Origin of the sequence: Capnocytophaga stomatis, from assembly GCF_002302635.1 — a bacterium.
Classification (GTDB): domain Bacteria; phylum Bacteroidota; class Bacteroidia; order Flavobacteriales; family Flavobacteriaceae; genus Capnocytophaga; species Capnocytophaga stomatis.
The window spans coordinates 1,006,656-1,030,839 of record NZ_CP022387.1; the positions used below are offsets into that span (position 1 = coordinate 1,006,656).

At 35.7% G+C, this 24,184-nt stretch carries 20 protein-coding genes and 1 tRNA gene; 9 read left to right on the forward strand and 12 right to left on the reverse strand.

Annotated elements, in window-relative coordinates; all coding sequences use genetic code 11:
• Positions 1 to 56: 56 nt before the first annotated feature.
• Positions 57 to 917: a DMT family transporter gene (locus CGC58_RS04420; RefSeq protein WP_095895325.1), complete on the forward strand. Its 861-nt coding sequence runs from the start codon at positions 57 to 59 to the stop codon at positions 915 to 917.
• A gap of 69 nt (positions 918 to 986) precedes the next feature.
• On the opposite strand, the gene CGC58_RS04425 is transcribed toward CGC58_RS04420, so the two are convergent.
• Positions 987 to 2,375: a leucine-rich repeat domain-containing protein gene (locus CGC58_RS04425; protein ID WP_095895328.1), complete on the reverse strand. Its 1,389-nt coding sequence runs from the start codon at positions 2,373 to 2,375 to the stop codon at positions 987 to 989.
• Positions 2,376 to 2,388: 13 nt separating this feature from the next.
• Positions 2,389 to 4,197 (reverse strand): GNAT family N-acyltransferase, encoded by a 1,809-nt coding sequence (locus CGC58_RS04430; RefSeq protein WP_373309462.1) that lies wholly within the window; start codon positions 4,195 to 4,197, stop codon positions 2,389 to 2,391.
• 334 nt (positions 4,198 to 4,531) lie between these two features.
• Here CGC58_RS04430 and bioB point away from each other — a divergent pair, with 334 nt between their 5' ends.
• The 5 genes from bioB to CGC58_RS04455 all read left to right on the forward strand — a co-directional run bounded on the left by bioB (position 4,532) and on the right by CGC58_RS04455 (position 8,189).
• Positions 4,532 to 5,623 (forward strand): biotin synthase BioB, encoded by a 1,092-nt coding sequence (gene bioB / locus CGC58_RS04435; RefSeq protein ID WP_095895331.1) that lies wholly within the window; start codon positions 4,532 to 4,534, stop codon positions 5,621 to 5,623.
• A 145-nt stretch (positions 5,624 to 5,768) separates the two neighbouring features.
• Complete coding sequence (locus CGC58_RS04440; RefSeq protein ID WP_095895333.1) at positions 5,769 to 6,218, forward strand: GatB/YqeY domain-containing protein; 450 nt, start codon at positions 5,769 to 5,771, stop codon at positions 6,216 to 6,218.
• 15 nt (positions 6,219 to 6,233) lie between these two features.
• Positions 6,234 to 6,307 (forward strand) — tRNA-Arg (locus tag CGC58_RS04445).
• Between the two features lie 133 nt (positions 6,308 to 6,440).
• Complete coding sequence (locus CGC58_RS04450) at positions 6,441 to 6,914, forward strand: regulatory protein RecX (RefSeq protein ID WP_095895335.1); 474 nt, start codon at positions 6,441 to 6,443, stop codon at positions 6,912 to 6,914.
• A gap of 30 nt (positions 6,915 to 6,944) precedes the next feature.
• Entirely contained in the window at positions 6,945 to 8,189 is a 1,245-nt protein-coding gene (locus CGC58_RS04455) for a mechanosensitive ion channel family protein (RefSeq protein WP_095895337.1), read from the forward strand.
• A gap of 21 nt (positions 8,190 to 8,210) precedes the next feature.
• Here the strand turns inward: CGC58_RS04455 and CGC58_RS04460 are convergent, their stop codons facing one another.
• The 7 genes from CGC58_RS04460 to kbl all read right to left on the reverse strand — a co-directional run bounded on the left by CGC58_RS04460 (position 8,211) and on the right by kbl (position 18,280).
• Positions 8,211 to 9,260 carry a sensor histidine kinase gene (locus CGC58_RS04460; protein WP_095895339.1) on the reverse strand — a complete coding sequence of 350 codons (1,050 nt, stop codon included), beginning with the start codon at positions 9,258 to 9,260 and terminating at the stop codon, positions 8,211 to 8,213.
• 60 nt (positions 9,261 to 9,320) lie between these two features.
• The gene (locus tag CGC58_RS04465; RefSeq protein WP_095895341.1) at positions 9,321 to 9,998 is read right to left on the reverse strand and encodes a response regulator transcription factor; all 678 of its coding nucleotides are present in this window, start codon (positions 9,996 to 9,998) and stop codon (positions 9,321 to 9,323) included.
• Between the two features lie 71 nt (positions 9,999 to 10,069).
• Complete coding sequence (locus CGC58_RS04470; RefSeq protein WP_095895343.1) at positions 10,070 to 10,486, reverse strand: hypothetical protein; 417 nt, start codon at positions 10,484 to 10,486, stop codon at positions 10,070 to 10,072.
• 72 nt (positions 10,487 to 10,558) lie between these two features.
• Positions 10,559 to 12,322 carry a TonB-dependent receptor gene (locus CGC58_RS04475; RefSeq protein WP_095895345.1) on the reverse strand — a complete coding sequence of 588 codons (1,764 nt, stop codon included), beginning with the start codon at positions 12,320 to 12,322 and terminating at the stop codon, positions 10,559 to 10,561.
• Between the two features lie 23 nt (positions 12,323 to 12,345).
• Positions 12,346 to 15,354 (reverse strand): tetratricopeptide repeat protein, encoded by a 3,009-nt coding sequence (locus CGC58_RS04480; RefSeq protein WP_095895346.1) that lies wholly within the window; start codon positions 15,352 to 15,354, stop codon positions 12,346 to 12,348.
• Between the two features lie 259 nt (positions 15,355 to 15,613).
• Positions 15,614 to 16,981: an OmpA family protein gene (locus tag CGC58_RS04485; RefSeq protein WP_095895348.1), complete on the reverse strand. Its 1,368-nt coding sequence runs from the start codon at positions 16,979 to 16,981 to the stop codon at positions 15,614 to 15,616.
• Positions 16,982 to 17,083: 102 nt separating this feature from the next.
• Positions 17,084 to 18,280: a glycine C-acetyltransferase gene (gene kbl, locus CGC58_RS04490; RefSeq protein WP_095897114.1), complete on the reverse strand. Its 1,197-nt coding sequence runs from the start codon at positions 18,278 to 18,280 to the stop codon at positions 17,084 to 17,086.
• A 245-nt stretch (positions 18,281 to 18,525) separates the two neighbouring features.
• Between kbl and CGC58_RS04495 the strand changes: the two genes are divergently transcribed.
• Both CGC58_RS04495 and CGC58_RS04500 read left to right on the forward strand, forming a co-directional pair.
• A complete protein-coding gene (locus CGC58_RS04495) occupies positions 18,526 to 19,647 on the forward strand; it encodes a DNA polymerase III subunit (RefSeq protein ID WP_095895349.1) in 1,122 nt (373 codons plus the stop codon).
• Positions 19,648 to 19,657: 10 nt separating this feature from the next.
• On the forward strand, positions 19,658 to 20,035 hold the full coding sequence (locus CGC58_RS04500; RefSeq protein ID WP_095895351.1) for a hypothetical protein: 378 nt from the start codon (positions 19,658 to 19,660) through the stop codon (positions 20,033 to 20,035).
• Here the strand turns inward: CGC58_RS04500 and CGC58_RS04505 are convergent.
• Complete coding sequence (locus CGC58_RS04505; RefSeq protein ID WP_095895352.1) at positions 20,032 to 20,787, reverse strand: lysophospholipid acyltransferase family protein; 756 nt, start codon at positions 20,785 to 20,787, stop codon at positions 20,032 to 20,034. The genes CGC58_RS04500 and CGC58_RS04505 overlap by 4 nt on opposite strands.
• A gap of 133 nt (positions 20,788 to 20,920) precedes the next feature.
• Positions 20,921 to 21,385, reverse strand: coding sequence for a PH domain-containing protein (locus CGC58_RS04510; RefSeq protein WP_095895354.1), 465 nt, complete (start codon positions 21,383 to 21,385; stop codon positions 20,921 to 20,923).
• A 799-nt stretch (positions 21,386 to 22,184) separates the two neighbouring features.
• Here CGC58_RS04510 and CGC58_RS04520 point away from each other — a divergent pair.
• Positions 22,185 to 22,706, forward strand: a complete 522-nt coding sequence (locus CGC58_RS04520; protein WP_095895357.1) for a response regulator transcription factor — start codon at positions 22,185 to 22,187, stop codon at positions 22,704 to 22,706.
• 7 nt (positions 22,707 to 22,713) lie between these two features.
• Here CGC58_RS04520 and rpoN read toward each other — a convergent pair whose 3' ends face one another.
• A complete protein-coding gene (gene rpoN / locus CGC58_RS04525) occupies positions 22,714 to 24,180 on the reverse strand; it encodes an RNA polymerase factor sigma-54 (RefSeq protein WP_095895359.1) in 1,467 nt (488 codons plus the stop codon).
• Between the last annotated feature and the right edge of the window lie 4 nt (positions 24,181 to 24,184).

Genomic DNA, 24,184 nt, shown 5'->3' on the forward strand with positions numbered 1-24,184 from the left:
TCGCGATTTCGTTTAATTATTACAGAAATTAAGCTTAAACAAAAACATAAAAATAAATGTTAACTCAATTACGTTTACACTTCATCGTTTTTTTATGGGGATTTACAGCTATTTTGGGAAAATTAATCTCCTTAGAAGCAAATCACCTTGTGTGGCACAGAATGTTATTAACTTCCTGTTTTTTGATTGCTTTTGTAAGTATCTTTCAAAAAGGAAACATCTTCATAAATAAATCATTGGCTATCAAACTCATTGGTGTTGGCTGCTTGATGGCTATCCATTGGCTATTCTTTTTCCATTCCATAAAAGTTTCAAATGTATCCATTACGCTGGCTTGTATTTCCACTGCCACACTGTTTGTTGCCCTTATTGAGCCTTTGGTGTTCCGAAGACGTATTGACTGGTCTGAAATTGTGTTGGGAATTATCATAACCATCTGTATGTTACTCATTTTCAAAACAGAAATTCGCTACAAGGAAGGGATTTTTTACGGAATTGTGTGTGCAGCCTTCGGGGCGTTATTCAGCGTTTTCAACGGAAAACTGCACGGACAGACGTCTTCAGGAAATATCATTACATATGAAATTTTTGGCGGTTTTTTGGTTCTTACCATTTATTTTCTATTTACGGGAGATTTAAACGGAATTTCAGAAATCTCATCAAATGATTTTTGGTGGGTTTTGCTTCTGGCAAGTGTTTTCACTGCCTATCCGATGTTTGAATCTATTCGTTTGATGCGTTATATTTCTCCCTTTACTTTGGTTTTGGCGGTAAATCTGGAACCCGTTTACGGAATTGTTTTCGCTTATCTCATCTTTGGCGAATCAGAGCATATGAATCCCATTTTTTATGTGGCTTCTGCCGTGATGATTTTGGCTATTGCCCTCAACGGAATTATTAAAGCAAGACGGAAATAATCAAACAACAGAACTCAAACATCTGACTACAAACAACATACACTTATTGAAATAAAATCTACGAATTTCTCACTTAAAAATATTATCTTTCCAAAGTGGATTTTCCTGATAAATTTCTTTGCTTTTCTTGGGAACGATTATAATTCCTTTGTAGCCTATTGTTCGTGTTACTTCGGGTGGCGTTGTGGCATCTAAACGCATTTCAAGTAAGGAAGAACAATCTCGGAAAGCTTCTAAACCAATTTTTGTAACAGTAGCAGGAAGTTTTATTTTTTTGAGAGAAGAACAGCCATAAAACGACTGAACACCAACAACTTGAGTTTGATTTGACAACTTCACCGAAGTCAAACTTTTACAATCGTAAAAAGCTTTATCTCCGATTTCAGTAACCAAATTAGGAATTTCTATCTTCCTCAAATTTACGCAATTAGCAAACGCAAAAGAACCAATATGGCTCAATGATTTGGATAGTTTTACCTCTTGCAAATTTCTGCAATCATTGAAAGCTCCGAAAAGGATATCCGTAACAGTTTGAGGAAATTCTATATGTGTGATACTGTAACAATTACGAAAAGAATGCATTCCTATTTTTTCCAATTTTTCCGGTAAAATCACAGTTTTCAAACGATGACAATCCAAAAAAGTATCATTTTTGATATGTGTCAGATTTTTTGGAAGAATAACTGACTCCAATCGTGAGCAATTGTAAAAAGCACTCACACCAATATACGTCACAGAATCAGGCAAATACACCTCTTTTAATGACTTGCAATGCTCAAAAGCGTCATTACCAACGTATTCCAAATTCCCTGAAATTTTAACAGAATTCAGCGACTCACAAAAAGCAAATGCACTTGCTCTAATATGAGTAACTCCTGACGGTATTTGAATGGTTTTGAGCCCTTTACACTGATAAAATGCTTTTTGAGGAATTTCAGAAATTTTGTCTGAAAGTACCACATTTTTCAGATTGGAACATTCTGTAAAAACTCCCTTTCCTAATGAAGTAACAGATTTCGGAAGTTTGATATTTTCTATATTGTAGCAGGATTTGAAAGCCTCATCTTCAATAATTTGCAAAGATTCTGCGAATTTTACAGAAGTTAAATTCACGCAGGAATCAAATGCATTTTTTCCTATTCGGGTAACTGAATCCGGAATATCTATCGAAGCCAAATTGGTACAATTGAAAAAAGCCTTTTCTTCAATAAATTCTACCGTATTTGGAATTTCAACCAATTGCAACCGATTGCAATCTTTAAAAACTTCTTTCTCAATTTTCTTAACAAAATAAGGGATTTTTATCTTCCCGTTAGTAGGAATTTTCTCAAAATTGCAGCCTTTCAAAATGTTATTCTCAATGAGAAAAAGCTCTGTATATTGCTGAGCATTAGCAGTATTTGCAAATAATATTAAAGCAAAAACGAGAAATATTTTGAGTTTGTAATTTCTATGCATAGTAAAATTTCCGTTAATTGGCTTTCATTTTTGCTTCCAATTCTGCCTGAAATTCTTCCATAACCGGCTTCATTGTGCTTTCAGGAAGGTCAGCAATGCGGATATACATCAAACCATCAATTGCGTTATTGAACATCGGGTCCACATTAAAAGCTATTACTTTAGCATTTTGTTTAATATACTTCTTAATCAAAACCGGCAAGCGTAAATTTCCGGGTTCTAATTCATCGATAATTTTATCAAATTTATTAAGGTCGGCTTGAGTTTCGTCAAAAATGAAATCTTTGTCGGCATCTTTAATTTTCACCTTAAATTCTTTCTTAGGACGCACATACTGAGCTATATAAGGGTCATAAAAATTCGACTTCATAAACTCAATCATCAAAGATTTTGAAAAGTTTGAAAACTGATTACTTATGCTCACTCCTCCCAACAAATAATGATGTTCAGGGTAACGTAATGTAGTGTGTGCTATCCCTTTCCACAAAAGGAATAACGGCATCGGTTTTTGCTGATATTCAGGAATGATGAACGCTCGTCCCATTTCAATGGTTTTGCTCATCATATCGTAAAGCTCTGGTTCAAAGCGGAATAAATCGTGTGTGTAAAAGCCTTCTATTCCATATTTTGGAAAAATTTCAGCTCCCAATCCCATACGATAAGCTCCCGCAACTCTTTTAGCTTCCACATCCCACAAAAACAAATGATGATAATATTCATCGAACGAATCCAAATCGATAGAAGCATTTGTTCCCTCCCCTACTTCACGGAATGTAATCTCCCGAAGCCTTCCTATTTCCTTTATTATGTTTGGAATATCCTTGTAAGGAGCTAAAAAAACCTCATAATTATTGGATTTTAACAAACGATGTCCTTTCTGAGTAATAGAATCTATCTCCCTCTCTATCAACTCCGTACCAACAGGCTTAATAATTTCCTCAGGAGTTTTCGGAACTCTGTTCGCCTTTAATACGGCTGCCAAAGGAATGAACTTTCTGTCTTGTTCAAATGTATTTGCTAAGATGTAAGTTTTCTTGCGTAAAAATTCTGTGTATGATTCAATATCCTTGTATTCTTCTTGTACGCTGACAGATATTGGTTTTCCAATTCGGATATAAATCGTTCTTTTTCTTTGAGTTAGCAACTCCGAAGGCAATTTTGCGGTACGTAATGTGTCGCTAATTTTTGAAAGCGAATAAAACAATTGGCTGTTTTTGGCGTGAAAATAAATAGGAATAACAGGCACTTGAGCTTTTTTCGCAAGTTTCATCGCTGCTTCCTCCCAAGGTTTATCAACCACAAGTTTGCCTTCACGACTAACGGAAACCTCACCCGCCGGAAAAAGCCCCAAAGGCATTCCTTCTTGCAAATGCTTGATTGTTTGCTTAAATCCGATTACGCTTGATTTTGCATCTTTGTGATTTTCAAACGGATTTACCGGCATCACGTACGGAGCCAAAGGTTCAATGCGTTGCAGTAAAAAGTTCGCCATAATCTTGAAATCAGGACGTTTTTCCAAAAGCAACTTCAATAATAATATTCCGTCAATTCCTCCCAACGGATGATTTGATATGGTGATAAAAGCCCCGTCTTTAGGAATATTTCGTAAATCTTCTTCAGGAATTTGAAACTGAATTTCAAACTCATCCAAAATCGTATTTAAAAAATCAAGTCCTTGTAAGTGTTTGTTTCTGTCGTAAATAGCATTAAGTTTTGAAAGCCGAAGTAATTTCATCAATACCCAGCCTCCAAAAGTTCCCATAAAGCCATATTTGTCAAGGTTTATAGCCTTAGCCACCTCTTTTGCACTTACAAGCCCCATATTTTTGAATATTCTTATGTTTTTATTAACAATTTAACGAGCTACAAAGGTAGAGAATTTAATTTTAAAAATAAAAAGTTTTACTGTTAGGCTATTGCTTAGACCAACAAAATCAAAAACAAAATATTGATTATTAAACTTTTAAACAAAAACAGAATGAAAATTATTTTAAATTGATTTTTCAAGATTCTTCACTTTTTTGCATAAAACTTATCAAAAAGAATTAACAACTCATTATATTTATTATTTTTGCAACTCGAAAAAGTTTTATCAGAAATTCATTCTGTCTTTGATATTTTTCATTGTATAATAAAAAAATAAATTCATTAAGAATATGTGTGAAACTCGACATAATTGGACAAAAGACGAAATTATTGCTATTTACAAAAAACCCCTGATGGATTTGCTTTATGAAGCAGCCACAGTACATCGTAAACATCACGACCCCAACATTGTACAAGTATCAACCTTACTTTCAATAAAAACAGGTGGATGCTCCGAAGATTGCGGATATTGCCCACAAGCAGCCCGCTACCATACAGGAGTAGAAGTTGAAGAAATGATGAGCGTTTCACACGTAAAAGCACAAGCCTTGCGAGCAAAATCTTCCGGAGCTTCACGAGTATGTATGGGTGCCGCTTGGCGTAACGTAAAAGACGGACCAGAATTTGACCAAGTCTTGGAAATGGTACGTACCATCAACAAACTAAATATGGAAGTTTGTTGTACTTTGGGTATGATTACTGAAAATCAAGCAAAAAGACTTTCCGAAGCCGGCTTGTACGCCTATAATCACAACTTGGACACATCGGAAGAATATTACAAAGAAGTAATCTCGACAAGAGGTTATGAAGACCGACTACAAACCATTGAAAACGTGCGAAAAACAAACATCACAGTATGTAGCGGGGGAATCATCGGTATGGGAGAATCTCTGGAAGACCGTGCCGGAATGCTTGTAGCTCTCTCATCGCTTTATCCTCAACCTGAGTCTGTTCCGATAAATGCTTTGGTTGCTGTGGAGGGAACACCGATGGAAGACCAAAAACCTGTTGAAATCTGGGATATGGTGCGAATGATTGCCACCACACGAATCGTAATGCCTGAAACTCAGGTACGTCTTTCAGCAGGAAGAACGCAAATGAGCAGAGAAGGACAAGCAATGTGTTTCTTTGCAGGGGCGAATTCCATCTTCGCGGGAGACAAGCTTTTAACAACTCCTAACCCTAACATCAACGAAGATATGATGATGTTTGAAATGTTAGGAATGCGTCCGCAGAAGCCTTTTGAAAAACACGCACAACCCACAACAGTGGAAGCGGAAGATTCAGAGTACGCTGATTTGGGTGAAAATCCGAAATGGACACGCCCTGCTCACAAAATTGAACGCAACGAAAACAAGCGAAAAACAAGAATTAAGGAGTAGAAAAGCTCTCATTTATTTGATTGTAAAAAAGGTAGAAAAATCTCAAAAGCTTTCAATCTTTCTTTTTTCCGAGTTTTTTTTGTAAAATGACTTGTTATTTACCTTAAAACATATTACTTTTGCACATCTTTTAAGATTAAGTCTGATGAGTTTACAAACAAAGGTAATGGATGCTTTGAAAGAAGCGATGAAAGCTAAGGACACCGTAGCTTTGGAGTCTTTGCGTGCTATTAAATCGGCAATTTTACTGGCTAAAACAGAAGCAGGAGCCTCAGCAGAACTTTCAGAGGCAGAAGAATTAAAAATTCTGCAAAAGTTAGTAAAACAGAGAAATGACAGTGCTGCTTTGTACACCTCGCAAGGACGTAACGATTTAGCAGAGCCTGAATTAGCACAAGCTGCTGTTATTGAGAAATTCTTACCGAAACAACTCTCTGAACAAGAAGTTATTGCGGAAATTTCAGCGATTATATCAAGCGTTGGAGCTTCGGGAATGAAAGATATGGGCAAAGTTATGGGAGTTGCCACACAAAAATTAGCAGGAAAAGCCGACGGAAAGCTCATTTCAACTATTGTAAAAAATTTATTGTCATAGCATACTATTTTAGGAGGCCGCGTAGTTCAACTGGATAGAATATCAGATTTCGGCTCTGAGGGTTAGGGGTTCGAATCCTCTCGCGGTCACAAAGACAACTCATTGTTTTACAATGGGTTGTTTTTTGTTTTCTTATAACATCTTCATTATTGTAACAGTTCAATTATTACCAAAAATTTTTTCTTCGTAAATCTATTCAAAATTTTCTTACCTTTGCTTTCTATGGATACAGTCAAAACTTATACCGTTGAAGAAGCAAAACGAAAATTAGAAGCTTTTTGTGCTTATCAAGAACGTTACCACAAAGAAGTAATCGATAAACTCCAAAAGATGCGTATGATTCCTATTGCCATTGATGAAATTGTAGTGCATTTAATTCAGAACAATTTCTTGAATGAAGAACGTTTTGCCAAGAGTTTTGCACGGGGGAAATTTCGGTACAAAAAATGGGGACGTGTTCGTATTGGGCAAGAACTCAAACGCCGAGGGCTTTCTCAGTACATCATTCAATCTGCCCTAAAAGAGATTGATGATGAGGAGTATATGGAAACTTTTGAAATCTTATCAGAAAAAAAACAAGCCGAAATAAAGGAGAAAAATATTTACAAAGCCAAACGAAAACTTGCCGATTACCTACTTTATCGCGGGTGGGAATCGGACTTGGTGTACAGTAAAATAAATGAATTGTACGATTAAATTGGTTAGTTGATTTCTTGCTTCAATACTATGGAAAAATTTAGGACACAGAGCATTCATTTACTTGAAAATTACGGTTTTAGTAACTTTTGGGCTGTTATTACACAATCCGTTGTTACGCTCGTTGCTATATTGATTGTAGCTTGGTTTGTAGACAAACTTGCAACTTATGTGATGAGACGAACCATTCCGAAATTGGTTGGGCATACAGCCACACAATGGGACGATATCTTTATGGAAAATATGGTCTTTGCCAAGTTTGCCCATTTTTTGCCAGGACTTTTATTACTTTATCTTCACAACATAATAGCCTCAGAAGCAATACGATGGCTCATCCAAACCTTAATAAGCACTTATTTCATCATTGTTCTGGTTTTATTTTTGAATGCTGTACTCAACGCTCTGGAACAGCTATATATTCACGTGAAAGGCACGGAAATAGCTATCAAAATCTACATACAGCTTGCCAAAGTAATCCTTTATTCCTTAGGTGCGGTTGCCATAATTTCAATCTTTGCCAACAAAAACTTTATTGACATTCTCACGGGGTTGGGGGCTATGATTACGATTTTATTAATCGTTTACAAAGATATGATTATGGGATTTGTTGCTGGTATTCAACTCTCTGCCAACAAAATGCTCTTTGTAGGCGACTGGATTGCTTCCCCAAAAGATGGAGCCGATGGAACCGTAATTGACATAGGGCTGACCACCGTAAAGGTACAAAATTGGGACAGAACCATTACCACTATTCCCACTTACAAACTTACCTCCGAGTCTTTTACCAATTGGCGAGGAATGGAACTCTCAGGAGGCAGACGCATAAAACGCCACGTAAGCATTGATATTGAATCAGTTCACTTTCTGTCGGAACAGGAAATTGAAACGTTCAAAAAAATACGACTGATTGCGGAATATATCGAAGAAAAAATCAAAACGATTAATGAGGTAAACACCAATGAAACGGAATATTTTAACCAAATACGGCTAACCAACATCGGAACCTTTCGGAAATATGTAGAAAATTACCTTCGGGAATCGGGCTTTGTAAATCTGGATATGATGTTTGTTGTCAGACAATTACAACCCACAGAAAAGGGTATCCCGATTGAGATTTATATGTTCTCAAAGGTAAAAGAGTTTGTTACTTACGAACAAATACAAGCAGATATTTTTGACCATATCCTTGCCATTGTCCCCACGTTTAACCTGCGAGTATTTCAAGAACCTTCTGGACATAATTTTTCAAAATATGGAAAATCAGAACAGAATTAATTTCGCAATCAAGCGGTTTTGTTATTGCTTTTCATTTTTGGGCATATCCAGCGTAAAAGAAAATTCAGAGCCTACACCGTAAACGCTATCCGCATAAACTTTCTGTTTGTGAGCCTCAATGATGTGCTTTACAATGGAAAGCCCTAATCCCGAGCCACCCTCTTTACGGCTTCCGCTTTTATCAACACGGTAAAAACGCTCGAACAAACGCGACAAATTCTCTTCCGTAACGCCTTCTCCATTGTCCATAATGCGTACCATTAGTTTTCGCTTTGGCAAAACTTCAATACTCACTTCCGTTGTTCCGTTGTATTTCCCATATTTAATAGAATTAACTACCAGATTTGCAGCCACTTGCTGTATTCGTTCACGGTCGGCATATACATACATCGGGGGATATTTTTTATCAAAAATAAGTGAAATTTCTCTTTTGGCGGCACGCATTTCCAGCATTTCAAATACGTTTTGGATAAGTTCAACAATATCAAACTCTTCAAAATCAAGGTTGAGCTTTCCTGTTTCTAATTTTGAAATCATTTCCAAATCCTTAACCACATAAATCAAGCGTTCAACTCCCTTTGCAGCACGCGAAAGATACTTTTTCCGTATGGATTTGTCTTCCACAGCTCCTTCCAAAAGAGTCAAAATGTAACTCTGTACCGTGAAAAGAGGCGTATTTAGCTCGTGCGAAATATTTCCTATATATTCTTTCCGATATTTTTCCTGAACTTTAAGGCTCTCTATTTCAAGTTTTTTCCTACGTGCAAATCTGTTAATTTCTTTACTTAAGGAAGCGACATCTGCGGTAATAGGCTTATTTCCGATATTGGAACTTTCCAGAAGAGAAACGTCTTGGTATATTCTCTTAATTCGCTTGTACATAAATTTTTCCACACGGTACTGCAATATGAAAAAGCAAATCACGTACAAGGTTAAAGCATAAGGAATTACAATCCAAACGGGAATATTTTTAAATACAAAAATTACAATTCCGAGCAAAAAGACGGAAAAAATTGTAACAAAGAAAGATGACCTTAACGCAAATCGGTACGATTTTTTTAATTTCCACATATTCTAAAAAAGATAGGGGATTAGCTCTTTTCACTAATCCCCAATTTAAAATCCTATTAATTATGCTACAAACTTGTAACCCACACCTTTAACTGTTTTGAAGTAATCATCTCCTATCTTCTCTCGCAGCTTGCGGATATGAACATCAATTGTTCTGTCCCCAACAACTACTTCACTACCCCAAACTTTATCTAAAATATCTTCTCGTTTAAAGACTTTCCCCGGTTGTGAGGCTAATAACCACAAAAGTTCAAATTCTTTACGCGGTAAAACCATTTCTTCCTCTTTATAAGTTACCTTGTATTCATCCCTATTAATAACAAGATTATTTATTTTCAGGATTGAGCCGTTTTCCTCATCAGTATTAAAGCGACGCAACAAGGCTTTTACCTTGCTTACAAGTACTTTAGGTTTTATTGGTTTTGTTATGTAATCATCAGCTCCTGCTTCAAAACCAGCAAGTTGAGAATAATCTTCGCCTCTAGCTGTCAAAAAAGCAATTACGGTTTTTGATAATTCAGGTTGCTTGCGGATACGCTCACAAGCCTCTATTCCGTCCATCTCTGGCATCATCACATCCATAATGATAAGGTGAGGTTGCTCTTTTTCCGCCTTTTTGACTGCTTCCAATCCGTTTTTTGCCGTAAATACGCGAAAACCCTCTCTTTCCAAATTGTATCCTACAATTTCCAAAACATCAGGCTCGTCATCAACCAACAAAATCTTCAAACTCTTCATAATATCCCTCCAAAAATTAGCAATCTACAACAAAACTATAGGCTTTTACCCCTAAATCAGACAAATACTGTCTAATCAAAGTAATCGTCCAACATTGTTCCGAACTCTGCCTTACAACGATAAAGTAATGCCCGCGTTATCCCCAAATTTGAGTGTTCACGCTCAAGTGCAGTAACCGAGAAAAATTTACCTAAGGCTGAAACCATAATAATAAACACTATTTTATTAGTTTCGATGATGATATCATCAATTTCCAAATTGGCTTCTGCATTACTATCAACCACCATTTTTACTTGATTCAGAATGGTTAAATGAAACGCTGACCCACTTTCAATGTTATCTGCCAACGGATTGTCTTCAACTTGGGCTTTAGAAAGTGTAGTACCATCTGAGGTACTCAAAATACCATAAAACAAGAAACCCGGCATATTGTCCTTCATTTCCTTACAATGGTCATCCAACATTTTTTGTAATTCTAGTGCATTCATCTGTAATTAATTTTTTCGGCAAAAATAGAAACTTTTTTTACTCAAAAAATTAAAAATGACATTTTTTTGATTTTACTTTGATTTTTTACTCAAACCAAATAAATACTTCACTCCGGCAAATATCTGAAGTCCTTGAACAGGATAATACGCCCAACGATTATAACTATTTGATGTTAAATTATTTGCTTTTGCAAAAATCATCCATTTTTTGTTAATTGTATAGTCTGCGTGTAGGTTCAGGTCAAAGTATCCGTCCAATTTTAATTTGCTCGGTAATGTGATTAATGAGGAAACGTAATCCATTTCATATCGGTCTCCCACATAAAATAAATCGACCCCTGCAAAAAGCCCTTCCGTAATTTTCACGTCCGTAAACAAGGAAACTCTTGTTCGAGGCAAGTTCCACGCTTCTTCCTGATTTTTAGCTGAATATCCATTAATCCTTCCTTCCAAATCAAAGAAAAAGACATCGTTGATATTTCCGCCTATTTCTGCCAAAAATCCGAATTCTTTTACCTCATCATACACTAATTTGAACGAATTATTATGCTGATAAGCCAATGTTAATGAAGCTGTTCCCACCTCCGAATTGCTTGTAAATAACGGAAGATTTTCATATTGCTTATAAATTCCCTGCAATTTATAGTACAATCCTGTTGCTAATTCTCCTTTGATAGAAGCAGAAATATCTACATTAACATTTGTAGGATTAATCACCTGTGTTGGAGCCAAATACGGATTAACTTTCGTTAACTTCTCAAATGTATTTTGCTGAAACATCCCGCGAATAGCCCCGTGCAGAATCGTATTTCCTCCCGAAAATTTGTACAATACTTCCACATCAGGAAAGGCTTTGAAATTACTTTCTTGCGTTGGGTTGGCTCCCGCATAGGCTACCGTAGCTCCTAATTTCAACTCCAACTCATTAGTAGTGAAGTGATATGACGGATTTACTCCCATCAATAACCATTTGTTTTTTTGCTCGGCAGTTGTTAAGTATCCTCTTTCAAAAGTGCCTGAGTAATAATCCAAAAGAAGATTCAAGTGAATTTTATGTTCTCCCTTGCTGATAGGCAGTTGAAATGACGGAGCTAACCTGAGATTCATTTCACTGGTATTAAATTTATCAGAAAGACCTCTAAATGAAACATCTACCCCTTCAAAATAAGAATCGGAAAGCTTTGCGTATCCGCCTAATCCGTAATCGATATACACTTGTTTCAAGCTTGATAACTGCTTGAGCTGGTCTTCCGTATACAAATCCTTCTGAACTCCGTAAAAGTTATAAGCACGTCTTCCAAAATCAGCATTAACTCCCCAATTTACGTCCTTATCCAGATAATCATAACGCAAACCTGCCGTAGTTTTTGCATAATTATTGTCCAAAATAACATCTTTTACCTCTCCGTTAGAAGACAAATGATTGAACAAAAAAGCAAAATTACTTTCGTCAGTAACAGGAAAATTGATTGAAGCATCGCCGTACAATGTATTCAAATTACCGAAAGCTCCTCCCACATACGAATCCGGATAATATTCCCTTTTGATAGTTTTTTTCATCGTTGTAGCCTTTCCTTTTTCTGGAACGAAAGTAGATGCCACTGGAACTGAATAAATTGAGTAGGTAATTTGCTTCTTAGTCAAAGCCAAGGAATCTTTTTTGATGTTTGCATCTTCTCTTTTTTTGTAAGCATCTGCAATGGTTGGTGCGTAGGATTTCACCACATCAATCACTTTGGTTGTTAAACTATCTTTTTTATTTTGTGCCGTCGATATTGAAGAAGACACTAAAAGAATGATTAACAATACTTTAAACTGTAATATATTTCTATTCATCTTTGTCATTTTTTGGTTATAAATTACATTTTAACTGAAGAGTTACTTTTTGCTGCTTCGGCTTTTACCATTTCAAGCTCTTTTTTAGCTTCAGTAACCACATCAGGATAATCTTTAAAGTTATTAATCACACTTTCAAGAATATACGTTGCTTGGTACGAATCTTTTAATCCGTAGAAGTTTTTCGCCATTACCACTAAACCTTTGGCTGCAAACTCTTTATAACCTCCGTAGTCTTTTGCCAACTTCTGAATAACTTCATTTGATTGTTTGAATTTTCCGTCCTTGTGCTTGAAGTACGCATCGTAGTACATCGCTTCGGCAGCCAAACTTCCTGTGGCTGTTTTCGCTACTTCCTGATAAGCTTTTCTCGCTTCCAATTCATTTCCTAACTGAATATGCGAACGAGCCAAAACATTGTAAGCATCATTCTTAATTCGTGTATCTATTGTTTTCTCCGTCAGCACTTTATTAGCATATTCGATAGCTTTGTCATATAATTTTTCATTGTAGCAAACTCGCATCAAGTTGGATTGTGCATATACTTTATTTTGAGCGATAGTAGCGGTTTTCTCCAATTCTTCCAAATAAGGTTTGGCTTTCAAATAACTTCCTGCATCAAGCAGAATTTGCGTAAGTTTCGTTAAAGATTGCTCTGTAAACTCGTTAGCTCCGCTTTTGATAACACTTTCGTACAGAGAAACTGCTTTAGATTTCTGATTTGAAGCATAATACAATTGAGCCAAATAAAACTGTGCGTTAGTATGGCGCATTCCGTTAGGAAACTCTTTGATGTATTTCTCGAAACCTTCAATTGCTTCTTTTTCATTCTGTTGGATATACTGACGTTCGGCAGCCTCATAAGTTGCACTTTCCAATTCCAAATCAGAAACCTCCACATAACCAAGTCCTTTCGCCCAAGAAGCGTATTCGCTCACTTTCCCCATATCGATATAAATCAGCTTGGCTGTAGCCACCGCCTGAGCCGATTCGTTCGTTTTTGGATAATCTCTGGCTATGGTTTTGAAAACCTGTAAAGCATTCTGGTTCTGATTTTTATTATAATAAACCAATCCTTCACGCAACATTGCTCGAGGCACAAAATTGTTACCTTTGTATTCTGTTTGAATTTGTTTGTAATATTGTACTCCTTTTGCTGTATTTCCTTCCGAAACGTATGTATTTCCTAATTCAAATAACGCATTAGGACGAAGATTCGAACTTTTATATTTTTTGACGAATTTCTCCAATTCCTCTATTTTTTTAGAAGCTCTATCAACAAATCCGTAGCTTATTGCTTTCTGATAAGCAGCGTAATCCTCATCTGATGTGTTACTTGCAATAAGTTTGTTGTATCTTTCCATTGCAGGCCAATACTTCCCTTCAACGAAATAAGAATCTGCCAAACGCAACAAAGCATCATTTGTCCAAGCATTCGATTTCGGATTTTCTTTCAAATATCTTTCAAAATTTTCAATAGCCGATTTGTAATCTTTCAAGTTGAAATCAGCATATGCCAAGCTGTAATAAATATTTTTATATTCGCTTGTTTTTGAAGAATTTGGCTTATTTAAAAATTGTGTGTAATATTTTTTAGCATTTTGAAAATCTTTCAACAGATATGAAGTCTCTCCCAACCAGTACAAGGCTCTTACTGAGATATTTGCATCTGAACTTTCGGTAGATTTCTGCAAATATTTGAGTGCCTCTTCATATTGAATTTCATTGAATAATTCTAATCCTCGGTAGAAAGACACTTTTCTGTAAACCTCTTGATCTTTAGAGTCTGTTGATTTTTCTAACAAATTAATAGCCGCTTGATAATTTCCTGAAGAAATATAAGAATCAATCAATAACGATTGAATTTCTTCTTTTTTATCATTAGGATATGTCTTTGAATAAGAAAGCAATACGGCTGGAACACTCTCATACGGATTTCCAATTTCGTAACTTAAACGAGCGTAATTCAAATGTGCATCTTTCTTTATTTGAGCATCAAAATTCATCTGATACGCATTACGGAAAGCATTCAAGGCTTGTTGTTTTTGCCCTGTATTCAGATAACATTCAGCCAAATGATAATATGCATTCTGAGCTACTGCGTCATTTCCACTTATAATTTGGTTAAATTGCTCAATGGCATTTGTATAATCTTTATTTTTATAATACGCATATCCCAAGTAGTAAAAGTCTGTATTTGAGAATTTTCCTCTTTTTCCTTTGTACTCTTTCAAATAAGGAATTGCCTGATTGTATTTTTCTAAATTAAAGTAACTTTCGCCTATAATTTTATTAAGTTCCGAAAGCTCCTGTGCGTTTTTATTTTTGTCTTTTTGTTTAAGTCCTTCACGGATAGCTTCTTCAAAATGTCCTTGTTTAAACTTCATATTTGCCTGAAAATATGAAACATTTTTGTCAAGGCTTTCATCTCCTTGTACTTTTTCAAAGTAGCTTTCCGCCTTTTTATAATCGTCTGAGTCATAGGCAATATATCCTAAATAATAATTTGCATCTGCTCCGTATTCTTTGGTGTTTTTCACCAAATTCAAATACTTTTCAGATTCTTTCCGATTGCCAGTGGTAAACAAAGAATATCCCTTCTGGAAGTAGAACTTGGTTCTTTCCTCCCTACTTACACTTGCATCATTCACCTGCTTGTACCAAACCAAAGCCTCTTTATAATTTCCTTTTTGAAAATAATAATCAGCCATTCGCATAAAAGCTCCCGTACTTAATGGAGATTCAGGATGTTGTTCAATAAACTTTTTCATCAGAACATCTGCCCCCGTTTCACCTAAAATAGCTGCAATTGAAGCAACATAATACTGAGATTTTATTCGTTTTTCTTCATCAAGTGATGCGGTCTGCTCCGTTCTGAACAAATGCTGTGCAGGTTTGTACATTTTCCGATTGTACAAAGACATTGCCTTCTCAAAATTGGCTGAAGAATTTGTGTGGATTTCTGTTTCTTGCCCAAGCAAAATCTGAGTAAAGAACAAGAAAAAAGAAATTGAAAAAATTGTTTGTTTCATAAAGAAATGTTTTTAACGCCCAAATTTATGGATTTTTGTTTTGTAAACCAATTTTTTACATCTGTATTTGGAAATAGACGAAAGGCTTCTTCAAGAATTATCCCACAACAAAACCCTAATTATCATCTACTTATAGAATAATTTCTCGAGAAGTTAAAAAAACGCTAAATATTTTATTTTCATCATCGTAGAAAAATAAAAGAGGTCGCCCTTGTGGTGACCTCTTTTATTTTCATCTAAATTTCTTTATCTGATAAAATTATTTTACCAAGTTGATTTCAACACGACGGTTCAAAGCTCTTCCTTTTGCATTTTTGTTACTTGCAATTGGTTTCTCAACTCCATATCCTTTTGCAGATAAACGAGTGTCAGAAACACCTCTTTGAACTAAGTAAAGTCTTACTGAATCAGCTCTTTCTTGTGAAAGTGTAAGGTTTTTAGCTTTGTTTCCTGTGCTGTCAGTGTGTCCTTCGATAGTAAATCTAGAGTTAGGATACTGATTTAACACACTAACGATTTGCTCCAATACTGCAGCTGATTGAGGTTTGATTGTAGCTTTACCTGTATCGAACAAGATAGTTTTAGCGTACTCATTCAAAGTTTTTTGAACTTCCTCAGTAACTTCAGGACAACCTTTGTTAGAAGCTGGACCAGCTACTTCAGGACACTCATCATCTTTGTCAAGAACACCATCTTTGTCTGTATCTGGCCAAGGGCATCCTGCATTTTCTTTTGGACCAGCTACTTCAGGACATTTGTCATCTTTATCAGCAACACCGTCTCCGTCTGTATCAGGACATCCGTTAAGTTCTTTTGGACCGGCTACTTCAGGACAAGCATCATCTTTGTCAGCGATTCCGTCTCCGTCTGTGTCAGGACATCCGTTGAATTCTTTCAAACCTGCTTCTTCAGGACAAGCATCGTTTTTATCAGCGATTCCGTCTCCGTCTGTATCAGGACATCCGTTGAATTCTTTTAAACCAGCAACTTCTGGGCACTCATCGTCTTTATCGAAAACTCCATCTCCGTCAGTGTCTTTGCCACCAAATTTGATAGCTACACCTACTGAGTGTTGGAAGAAATCGTGGTTTTTCTGATCTTTTTGGAAAGCAGAATTAAACGCAGTTTGTAAGTTCAAACCGATATTTTCTGTAAACCAGAAGTTTAATCCTCCACCTCCTAAGGCTCTGAATTTTCCTTCATCTTCGATAGCTGCATATCCTCCACCTAATTGTAGGTACGGATCAAACCATCTTGCACCTGTCCAAAGAGAATTTAAGTGATATTTAGCTCTTAAATCAACTCCCCAGAAAGATTGGTCTACTTTTGCTACACCATCAGTGTACCCATAGCCTTTTTCAATTTTGTTTAAAGACCCTGAAAGTTCAGCAGAGAAACCGCTTCCGATATATCTACCTACAGAAAGGCGAGAAACAGCCGGAAGAATGTTAAGGTCGCTAGGTCCTGCCCAGTCTTTCATAAGTTCACCAAACCCCTCGCTTGGTGTACGGACGTCAACAGAGTTAACTCCAAATCCTATCTTCCAAGGATTATTTGCATCCTGTGCATAAGCTCCAACTGTAAGAGCTGAAGCCAAAGCAATAAAAGTTACTTTGATTTTCTTCATACTTAAAAATGAATTTTGATTACTACTTTATTTTTGGGACAAATATAAATATTATTTTGATATATTTACAAAATCCCCTTCTTTTTTTTTACTTTTTTAACTTCACTTAATAACTCCCAACTCCTTACCCACTTCGGTAAACGCTCGTATTGCCTTGTCTAAGTGCTCTTTAGAGTGTGCAGCCGACAATTGAACACGAATGCGAGCTTTCCCCTTAGGAACAACAGGATAGAAGAAACCTATAACGTAAATTCCCTTTTCAAGGAGCTTATCTGCCATTATTTGCGACACTTTAGCATCATAAAGCATTACCGGAACAATTGCACTATCACCCTCAATAATATCAAAACCAGCTGCTTTCATTCCTTTTTTGAAATACTCAGCATTCCATTCTAATTTATCACGAAGCGAAGTATCTTTCGATATCAAGTCAAAAACCTTTATAGAAGCCCCAACAATAGCAGGAGCTAACGAGTTTGAGAACAAATACGGACGTGAACGCTGACGCAACATTTCAATAATTTCTTTTTTACCTGTTGTATAGCCTCCCATCGCACCTCCAAGAGCTTTTCCTAAAGTACCTGTAACGATATCAACACGCCCCATTACTTTTTTAGCTTCGAGCGTTCCTTTTCCTGTGGCACCGATAAAACCTGCTGCGTGGCACTCATCTACCATTACCATAGCATCATATTTTTCAGCTAAATCACAGATTTTATCAAGCGGAGCGACTAATCCGTCCATTGAAAAAACACCATCCGTGACAATTATTTTAAAACGAGCTCCCGCAGCATCAGCTTCTTTTAGTTTCTCTTCCAAATCTACCATATTGCTGTTTTCATAACGAAAACGCTTTGCTTTACAGAGTCGGACTCCATCAATGATAGAAGCGTGATTCAATGAATCAGAGATAATTGCATCTTCATCAGTAAAAAGCGGTTCAAAAACCCCTCCGTTTGCATCAAAAGCCGCCGCGTACAGTATTGTATCTTCAGTACCATAAAAGTCAGCGATTTTTTTCTCTAATTCCTTATGAATATCCTGCGTTCCGCAAATGAAACGAACCGATGACATTCCAAAACCGTGTGTATCAAGCGTATCTTTTGCCGCCTGAATTACCTCAGGATGAGCAGAAAGCCCCAAATAGTTATTCGCACAGAAATTTATCACCTCCTCACCGGAAGAAATCTTGATTTCAGCTCCCTGTTTCGAGGTTATGATTCTTTCTTTTTTGTAAAGTCCTGCTTCTTTAATAGCTTCTAATTCAGCTTGTAAATGTTGTTTTATTTTTCCATACATAACGCCAAATTTAATTTTGATTGTTTTTGAAAGCACAAATGTAGCTAATTTCTGACAGAACTTCAAAAAAATATGCACTTTTATTCTTAATTCTTCTGTAAAAACCAAGATATTTCTTCGCTTCTTGATTATCTTTCACGTTTCAAAAGCTCTTTAAAAATTTCAAACAAGACACAAATTTTATCTTTTCAGCTATTATTCTTACCTTTGAGGCTTGATTTAAGTGAAGAACCGAGCAGAATTTTATGACATTTAACAATATATTAGGATACGATTCTATAAAAAAGTACTTGAAAGACAGCGTGGAAGCTGAACGAATTCCGCACGCACAGCTTTTCGTAGGGAATGAAGGATGCGGAACTTTGCCAATGGCTATTGCGTACGCAGCTCACATTTTATGTAAAGACAATGACTCTTGCCTGTTGAAATGCAACAATTTATCTCATCCTGATTTGCATTTCGTTTTTCCAACGGCAATCACCACAAAAGTAAAAAAAGACCCAATTAGCTCGCTTTTTTTGGACGAATGGCGAAAATTTGTGAAAGAACAACCTTACGGAAGCCTTTTCGACTGGTATTTACAACTCGGAATTGAAAATAAACAAGGAAATATCGGAGTAAACGAAGCCAAAGATATTACTTCAAAATTATCATTGAAAGCTTTCGAAGGCGGATACAAGGTAATGATTATCTGGATGGCAGAAAAAATGAATACTGAATCTGCCAACAAATTACTAAAATTATTGGAAGAACCGCCTCAACAAACCATCTTCCTGTTAGTAACTGAAGACGAGGCTTCTATCTTGGATACTATTCGTTCACGTTGCCAAATTTTACGATTTCCGCCTTTGAGCGAAAACGCTATAAAACAAGGACTTATCCAAAAAGGAATTTCCGAAGGAGAAGCAACCAAATTAGCCGTTCGGGCTCAAGGAAATTTCAACAAAGCCTTGCGTTTTTTCGAAGAAACGGACGAAGAAAATATTTTTGAAAAATGGTTTATCACTTGGGTGCGTTCCGCTTACAGAGCCAAAGGAAACAAATCTTCCATTCACGGATTATTGCAATGGAGCGAAGAAATTGCAGCCACAGGACGTGAAAAACAAAAGCAATTTTTGATGTATTGCATTGAAGTTTTCCGTCAAGCATTGTTACTGAACTATAATTCAGGAAGTTTGGTGTATTCAGAATTTAATGACCCTACGTTTGACCTGAAGAAATTCGCTCCGTTTGTTCACGGAAATAACATACAACAAATACACGAACAGCTGGAAGAAGCTCTCTTTCACGTTGAACGCAACGGAAATGCAAAAATTATTTTCACCGATTTATCAATAAAATTAACACGATTGTTACACACAAAATAATTTGATTTTTATGGATTTTGCCTTGCTTTTCGTATTTCTTTTTCTGATTATAACATTTGGATATAGTGCTTTTGAAAAAATCATAAACTTCAAAGAATCAGTAATTTATTACAAAAATTATCTTTCAGAAACTTTTTTAGAGAAATACATTACCTTGATTCTATTTTTTGTCATTGTAGCCGAAGTAATTTCTACAATTTTATTTTTAATCGGGATATTTGAAGTGTTTAGTTTAAAATCAGTCTATTACGGATTTTACGGACTTGTTATTACCTCCTCTACTCTGCTTTGTTTTCTGTTTGGGCAACGTTTAGCAAAAGATTACGAAGGAGCCAGAGGAATAGCTATTTATTTCATTATCTGCCTAATAGGATTTTTAATTTGCTAAAAACTATTTACTGATTTGGCGTCTGCTTGCAATTCTTGAAGAATCGTGTTTCTAACATCTTCTTTTAGTGCATTTTTATCGTTAAAGGTGAGCCCTTTTGTAGGAACAAATGAATGTACTTTTACACGCATCTTCCCCGGACTTCCGGCAAAAAAGCGGAAGGGATAAAGCCTTTTGTTATCAAAAAACGTCATCGGAACAATAGGAATCTGAAAATCAATAGCCAAGCTAAAAGCTCCGTCTTTGAATTTGTCCAACATTACAGATTCATCCGGCACACCTCCTTCAGGGAAAATACAGATACTCAGCCCTGAATTAAGTCGTTTTTTAGCAGAAGCATACACTTGTTTCCTGCTTTCCGCACTTGACCTATCCACCAAAATAGCAAATCTCTTGTAAAAATAGCCAAAAACGGGAGTTCGGGCGAGTTCCTTCTTCCCCACAAAAACAAATGGATTTTTGCTACAAACGTACATCAGCATTACGTCCGTTACGCTGGTATGATTTGCAACTAACACATAACTTCCATTCTCATCAATCGATTGGTTTTTAGATATTTCAGGATAGAAACCCATCCCATAAAGAATTGGTTTTGCCCAAAGATTTCGAGCCACCCAATAAAATTGCGGATACCATTTTTCTCGCAATGTAAAAACGAATAAAACGGGAGCCAATAGTAGTATAATAGTGGTTACCAGCACGTAAAACCATATTTTCCAAATGAACCAAAAGGCATATTTCAGAAAAGTCATTCCTTAATTAAAAATTTTGAGGGCACAAATATACAAATTTGCTGGAATGATGTTTTCGTTTTTACTGAAAAGCATTATTTAACGATTGTATTTCTCAGAACAACATACATATATTCGGAAATACACAGAGATTTCATCGTTGATTTTTCTTTACTTCATTCTCAAACAATTCAATATTTGAAGGACTAACAATAATCTTTTCATTATCAGTTGTTTCTATAAGCAAATTATGCTTCAAACTTGTAGAATACGATGTAGCACCGTCCATCGTTTTTCCCAAATATCCGAAAAATCCCTTTGTACTAAATGTATATGAAACCGTATTTTTGATTTTATAAAGATTTTTTATATTGCTTATCTTGATGATTTTCTTAGAGAACAATCTTTTTATAACAATTTCTTGTTCCGTAACCACATAAAACACAGGAAAACAACCAACGACAACAATTGTTACTACAAGTAAAATACCTACCACGACTGCTCTTCCAAAATCCATATTCTGAAATAAAATACTTGCAGACACGATAATAACCAATGATAAAACGATCGTTATTATTGTTGAAATCAGGTCAAATTTTGGTAAAAATTTTCGTTCCATAATTAAATTCAAAAGAATTAAATAAAATATAAATCAAAAGCCCCAACATAGCAAAGTAAAAGCTCCACAAACCAAAAAATACCCCAATAAACAAATGAAAAAACCCTGCCGCCAAGAAAATCATTTGTTTGTATCTTTGTGAAGATAAAAATACAGAAATTGCTATTAACAATTCTAGAAGCAAAACTCCCCAAGTAGAAAAAGTTACAATGTATGGATTTTTCAACAAAGGAAATACAACTATACAACTGGTCGCAACGTGTCATTCAGTTCAAACACAGAATCGGAAAACCAATAACACAAAGCCGTCCCACTTTTCCACTCAAGAACATCAAATTTACACACAGAAGCGAAAAAATAGATCGTGAAAAATTGTAACCTGCCATAAATGCTATAACTAATTGATTTTCTGAAATTTTTCTAACTCTCTTTACATAAAACTAATTTTTGTTAAATTAAAAAATCATAAACAGTTAACTTATATCACTAATTAAGTATATATCATTCTCCCGCAAAATTATTCACTCATAGACAAATTAAAGCTACCCTTTAGGATAGTTTTTAAATTAAAAAAACATAAAAATCACATATTTATACGTAATATTGCACCAAAAAATAGGAATAAATATGGACAATCTCATTTATTTTGGTGCTATAAAAGCATTTGATAGAACAACACACAAAAGTATTGTTATATTTAATTATCAAACAAAAGAAATAGAATACATATCCAAAAATCTCTCTTTTTTTTTGTGAAGACGCTATTGATAAATTTCGTAACTTATGCTTTTCTTTTTATTTGAAAAGCATAAAAAAAGAAGATATTGAGTTGTTTAAAAAAGTAAAAATTGCATTTTCTAGTTTTTTAGATAGAATACCAGCAGAACACGATAAATGTTGCTACACTATGTGTTATACAATAAGATTACAAAACAAAAGACCTATACATAGTTTTCTTATACATCACAAAATCACTCCAATACTAATAGATGACAAAGGACACATACATAAGGTTCTTTGTGTACTTTCGCTATCGGGTAAGCGAGAACACAACAAGATTTCTATTTATAATGAAAATGATGCTTGGGAATTTGACTCGAATAAACTCTTTTGGAAAAAAAAACAAAAAATAACATTATCAGACCGAGAAAAGGAGGTAATATACCTGTCTGCACAAGGGTATAATGTAAAAGAAGTTGCTAAATTGTTATTCATAGCTCCCAACACTGTGAAATTTCACCGGAAAAATATTTTCGAAAAAACAGGAACGAATAATATTACTGAAATACTAAATTATCTAATTGACAACAGAGTGTTTTAAGACAGAATTACAACTCCTTTCTAAGTCTTGCTACGGGAATATCCAGCTGTTCACGATATTTTGCAACGGTTCTGCGAGCAATCGGATAACCCTCATCTTTAAGAAGTTGAGCCAATTCATCATCAGGATAGGGTTTGCCTTTATCTTCAGTGGCGATGATTTTTTGTAAAATTTGCTTTATTTCGTGTGTTGAAACGTCCTCACCTTGGTCATTTTTCATTGATTCGGAAAAGAAATCTTTAATCAACTTCGTGCCATAAGGTGTTGTAACATATTTGCTGCTTGCCACGCGAGAAATGGTGGAAATATCCATCCCTACTTTATCAGCTATATCCTTCAGAATCAAAGGCTTTATTTTCAATTCATCTCCTGTCAAGAAATATTCACGCTGATGCTCCATAATGGCTCCCATCGTAACCAAAAGCGTTTGTTGGCGTTGCTTAATGGCATCAATGAACCACTTGGCAGAATCAAGTTTCTGTTTTATAAAAAAGACTGCTTCTTTTTGTGAAGCACTTTTCTCTTTTGACCTTTTATATGTATCCAACATTGTGGAATATTCTTTCGACACGTGCAATTCAGGAGCATTTCGTCCGTTAAGGCTAAGTTCTAAATCATTGTCATTCACACGAATTGTAAAATCGGGAATGATTTGTTCCACCTGCACACTGCTTCCCGAGTACGAATTTCCGGGTTTGGGATTAAGTTTCTCTATCTCTTGTATAGCCTCTTTGAGCTCATCTTCTGACACGGAAAATTTTTGCTGTAATTTCGCATAGTGTTTCTTTGAAAATTGCTCAAATCCTTTTTCTATAATCTCAATAGCCAAACTTGTCGCCGGGGTTGCTTTTTTTCGTTGCAATTGAACCAATAGGCATTCTTGCAAATCAAAAGCACCTACTCCGGCTGGGTCTAACTTGAAAATAACCTGCTCACGAATTTGTTTTACCTTATCTTCCTCTGTATAAATATTTTGCGTAAAAGCCAAGTCATCGGTTAAGTCTTGAATTGTTCGGCGAATGTAACCGCTATCGTCAATGCTACCAACCAAAAACTCAGCTATAAAATAATCTTCGTCCGAAAGTGTAAACGTATTCAACTGATTTAAAAGCGATTGATGGAACGACACTTCGGCACTGAACGGAATTTCTTTTTCTTCATCGTCATCACTATAATTATTTGCCTGCAATCGATACTCGGGAATTTCATCATCACTGAGATATTCATCAATGTTAATATCCTCCATATCAATCACTTCACTATCATTATATTCGTCTGTGGAATTATCAAATTCATCTGCAAACTCATCAAATTCATCTTCCTCACGCCCCGATTCCAGAGCCGGATTTTCCTCCAATTCTTGCTTAATACGCTGCTCGAAAGCCAACGTAGGCAACTGCACCAATTTCATTAATTGAATTTGCTGAGGCGAAAGTTTTTGTGAAAGTTTGAGTTGTAAATTTTGTTTTAACATTTGC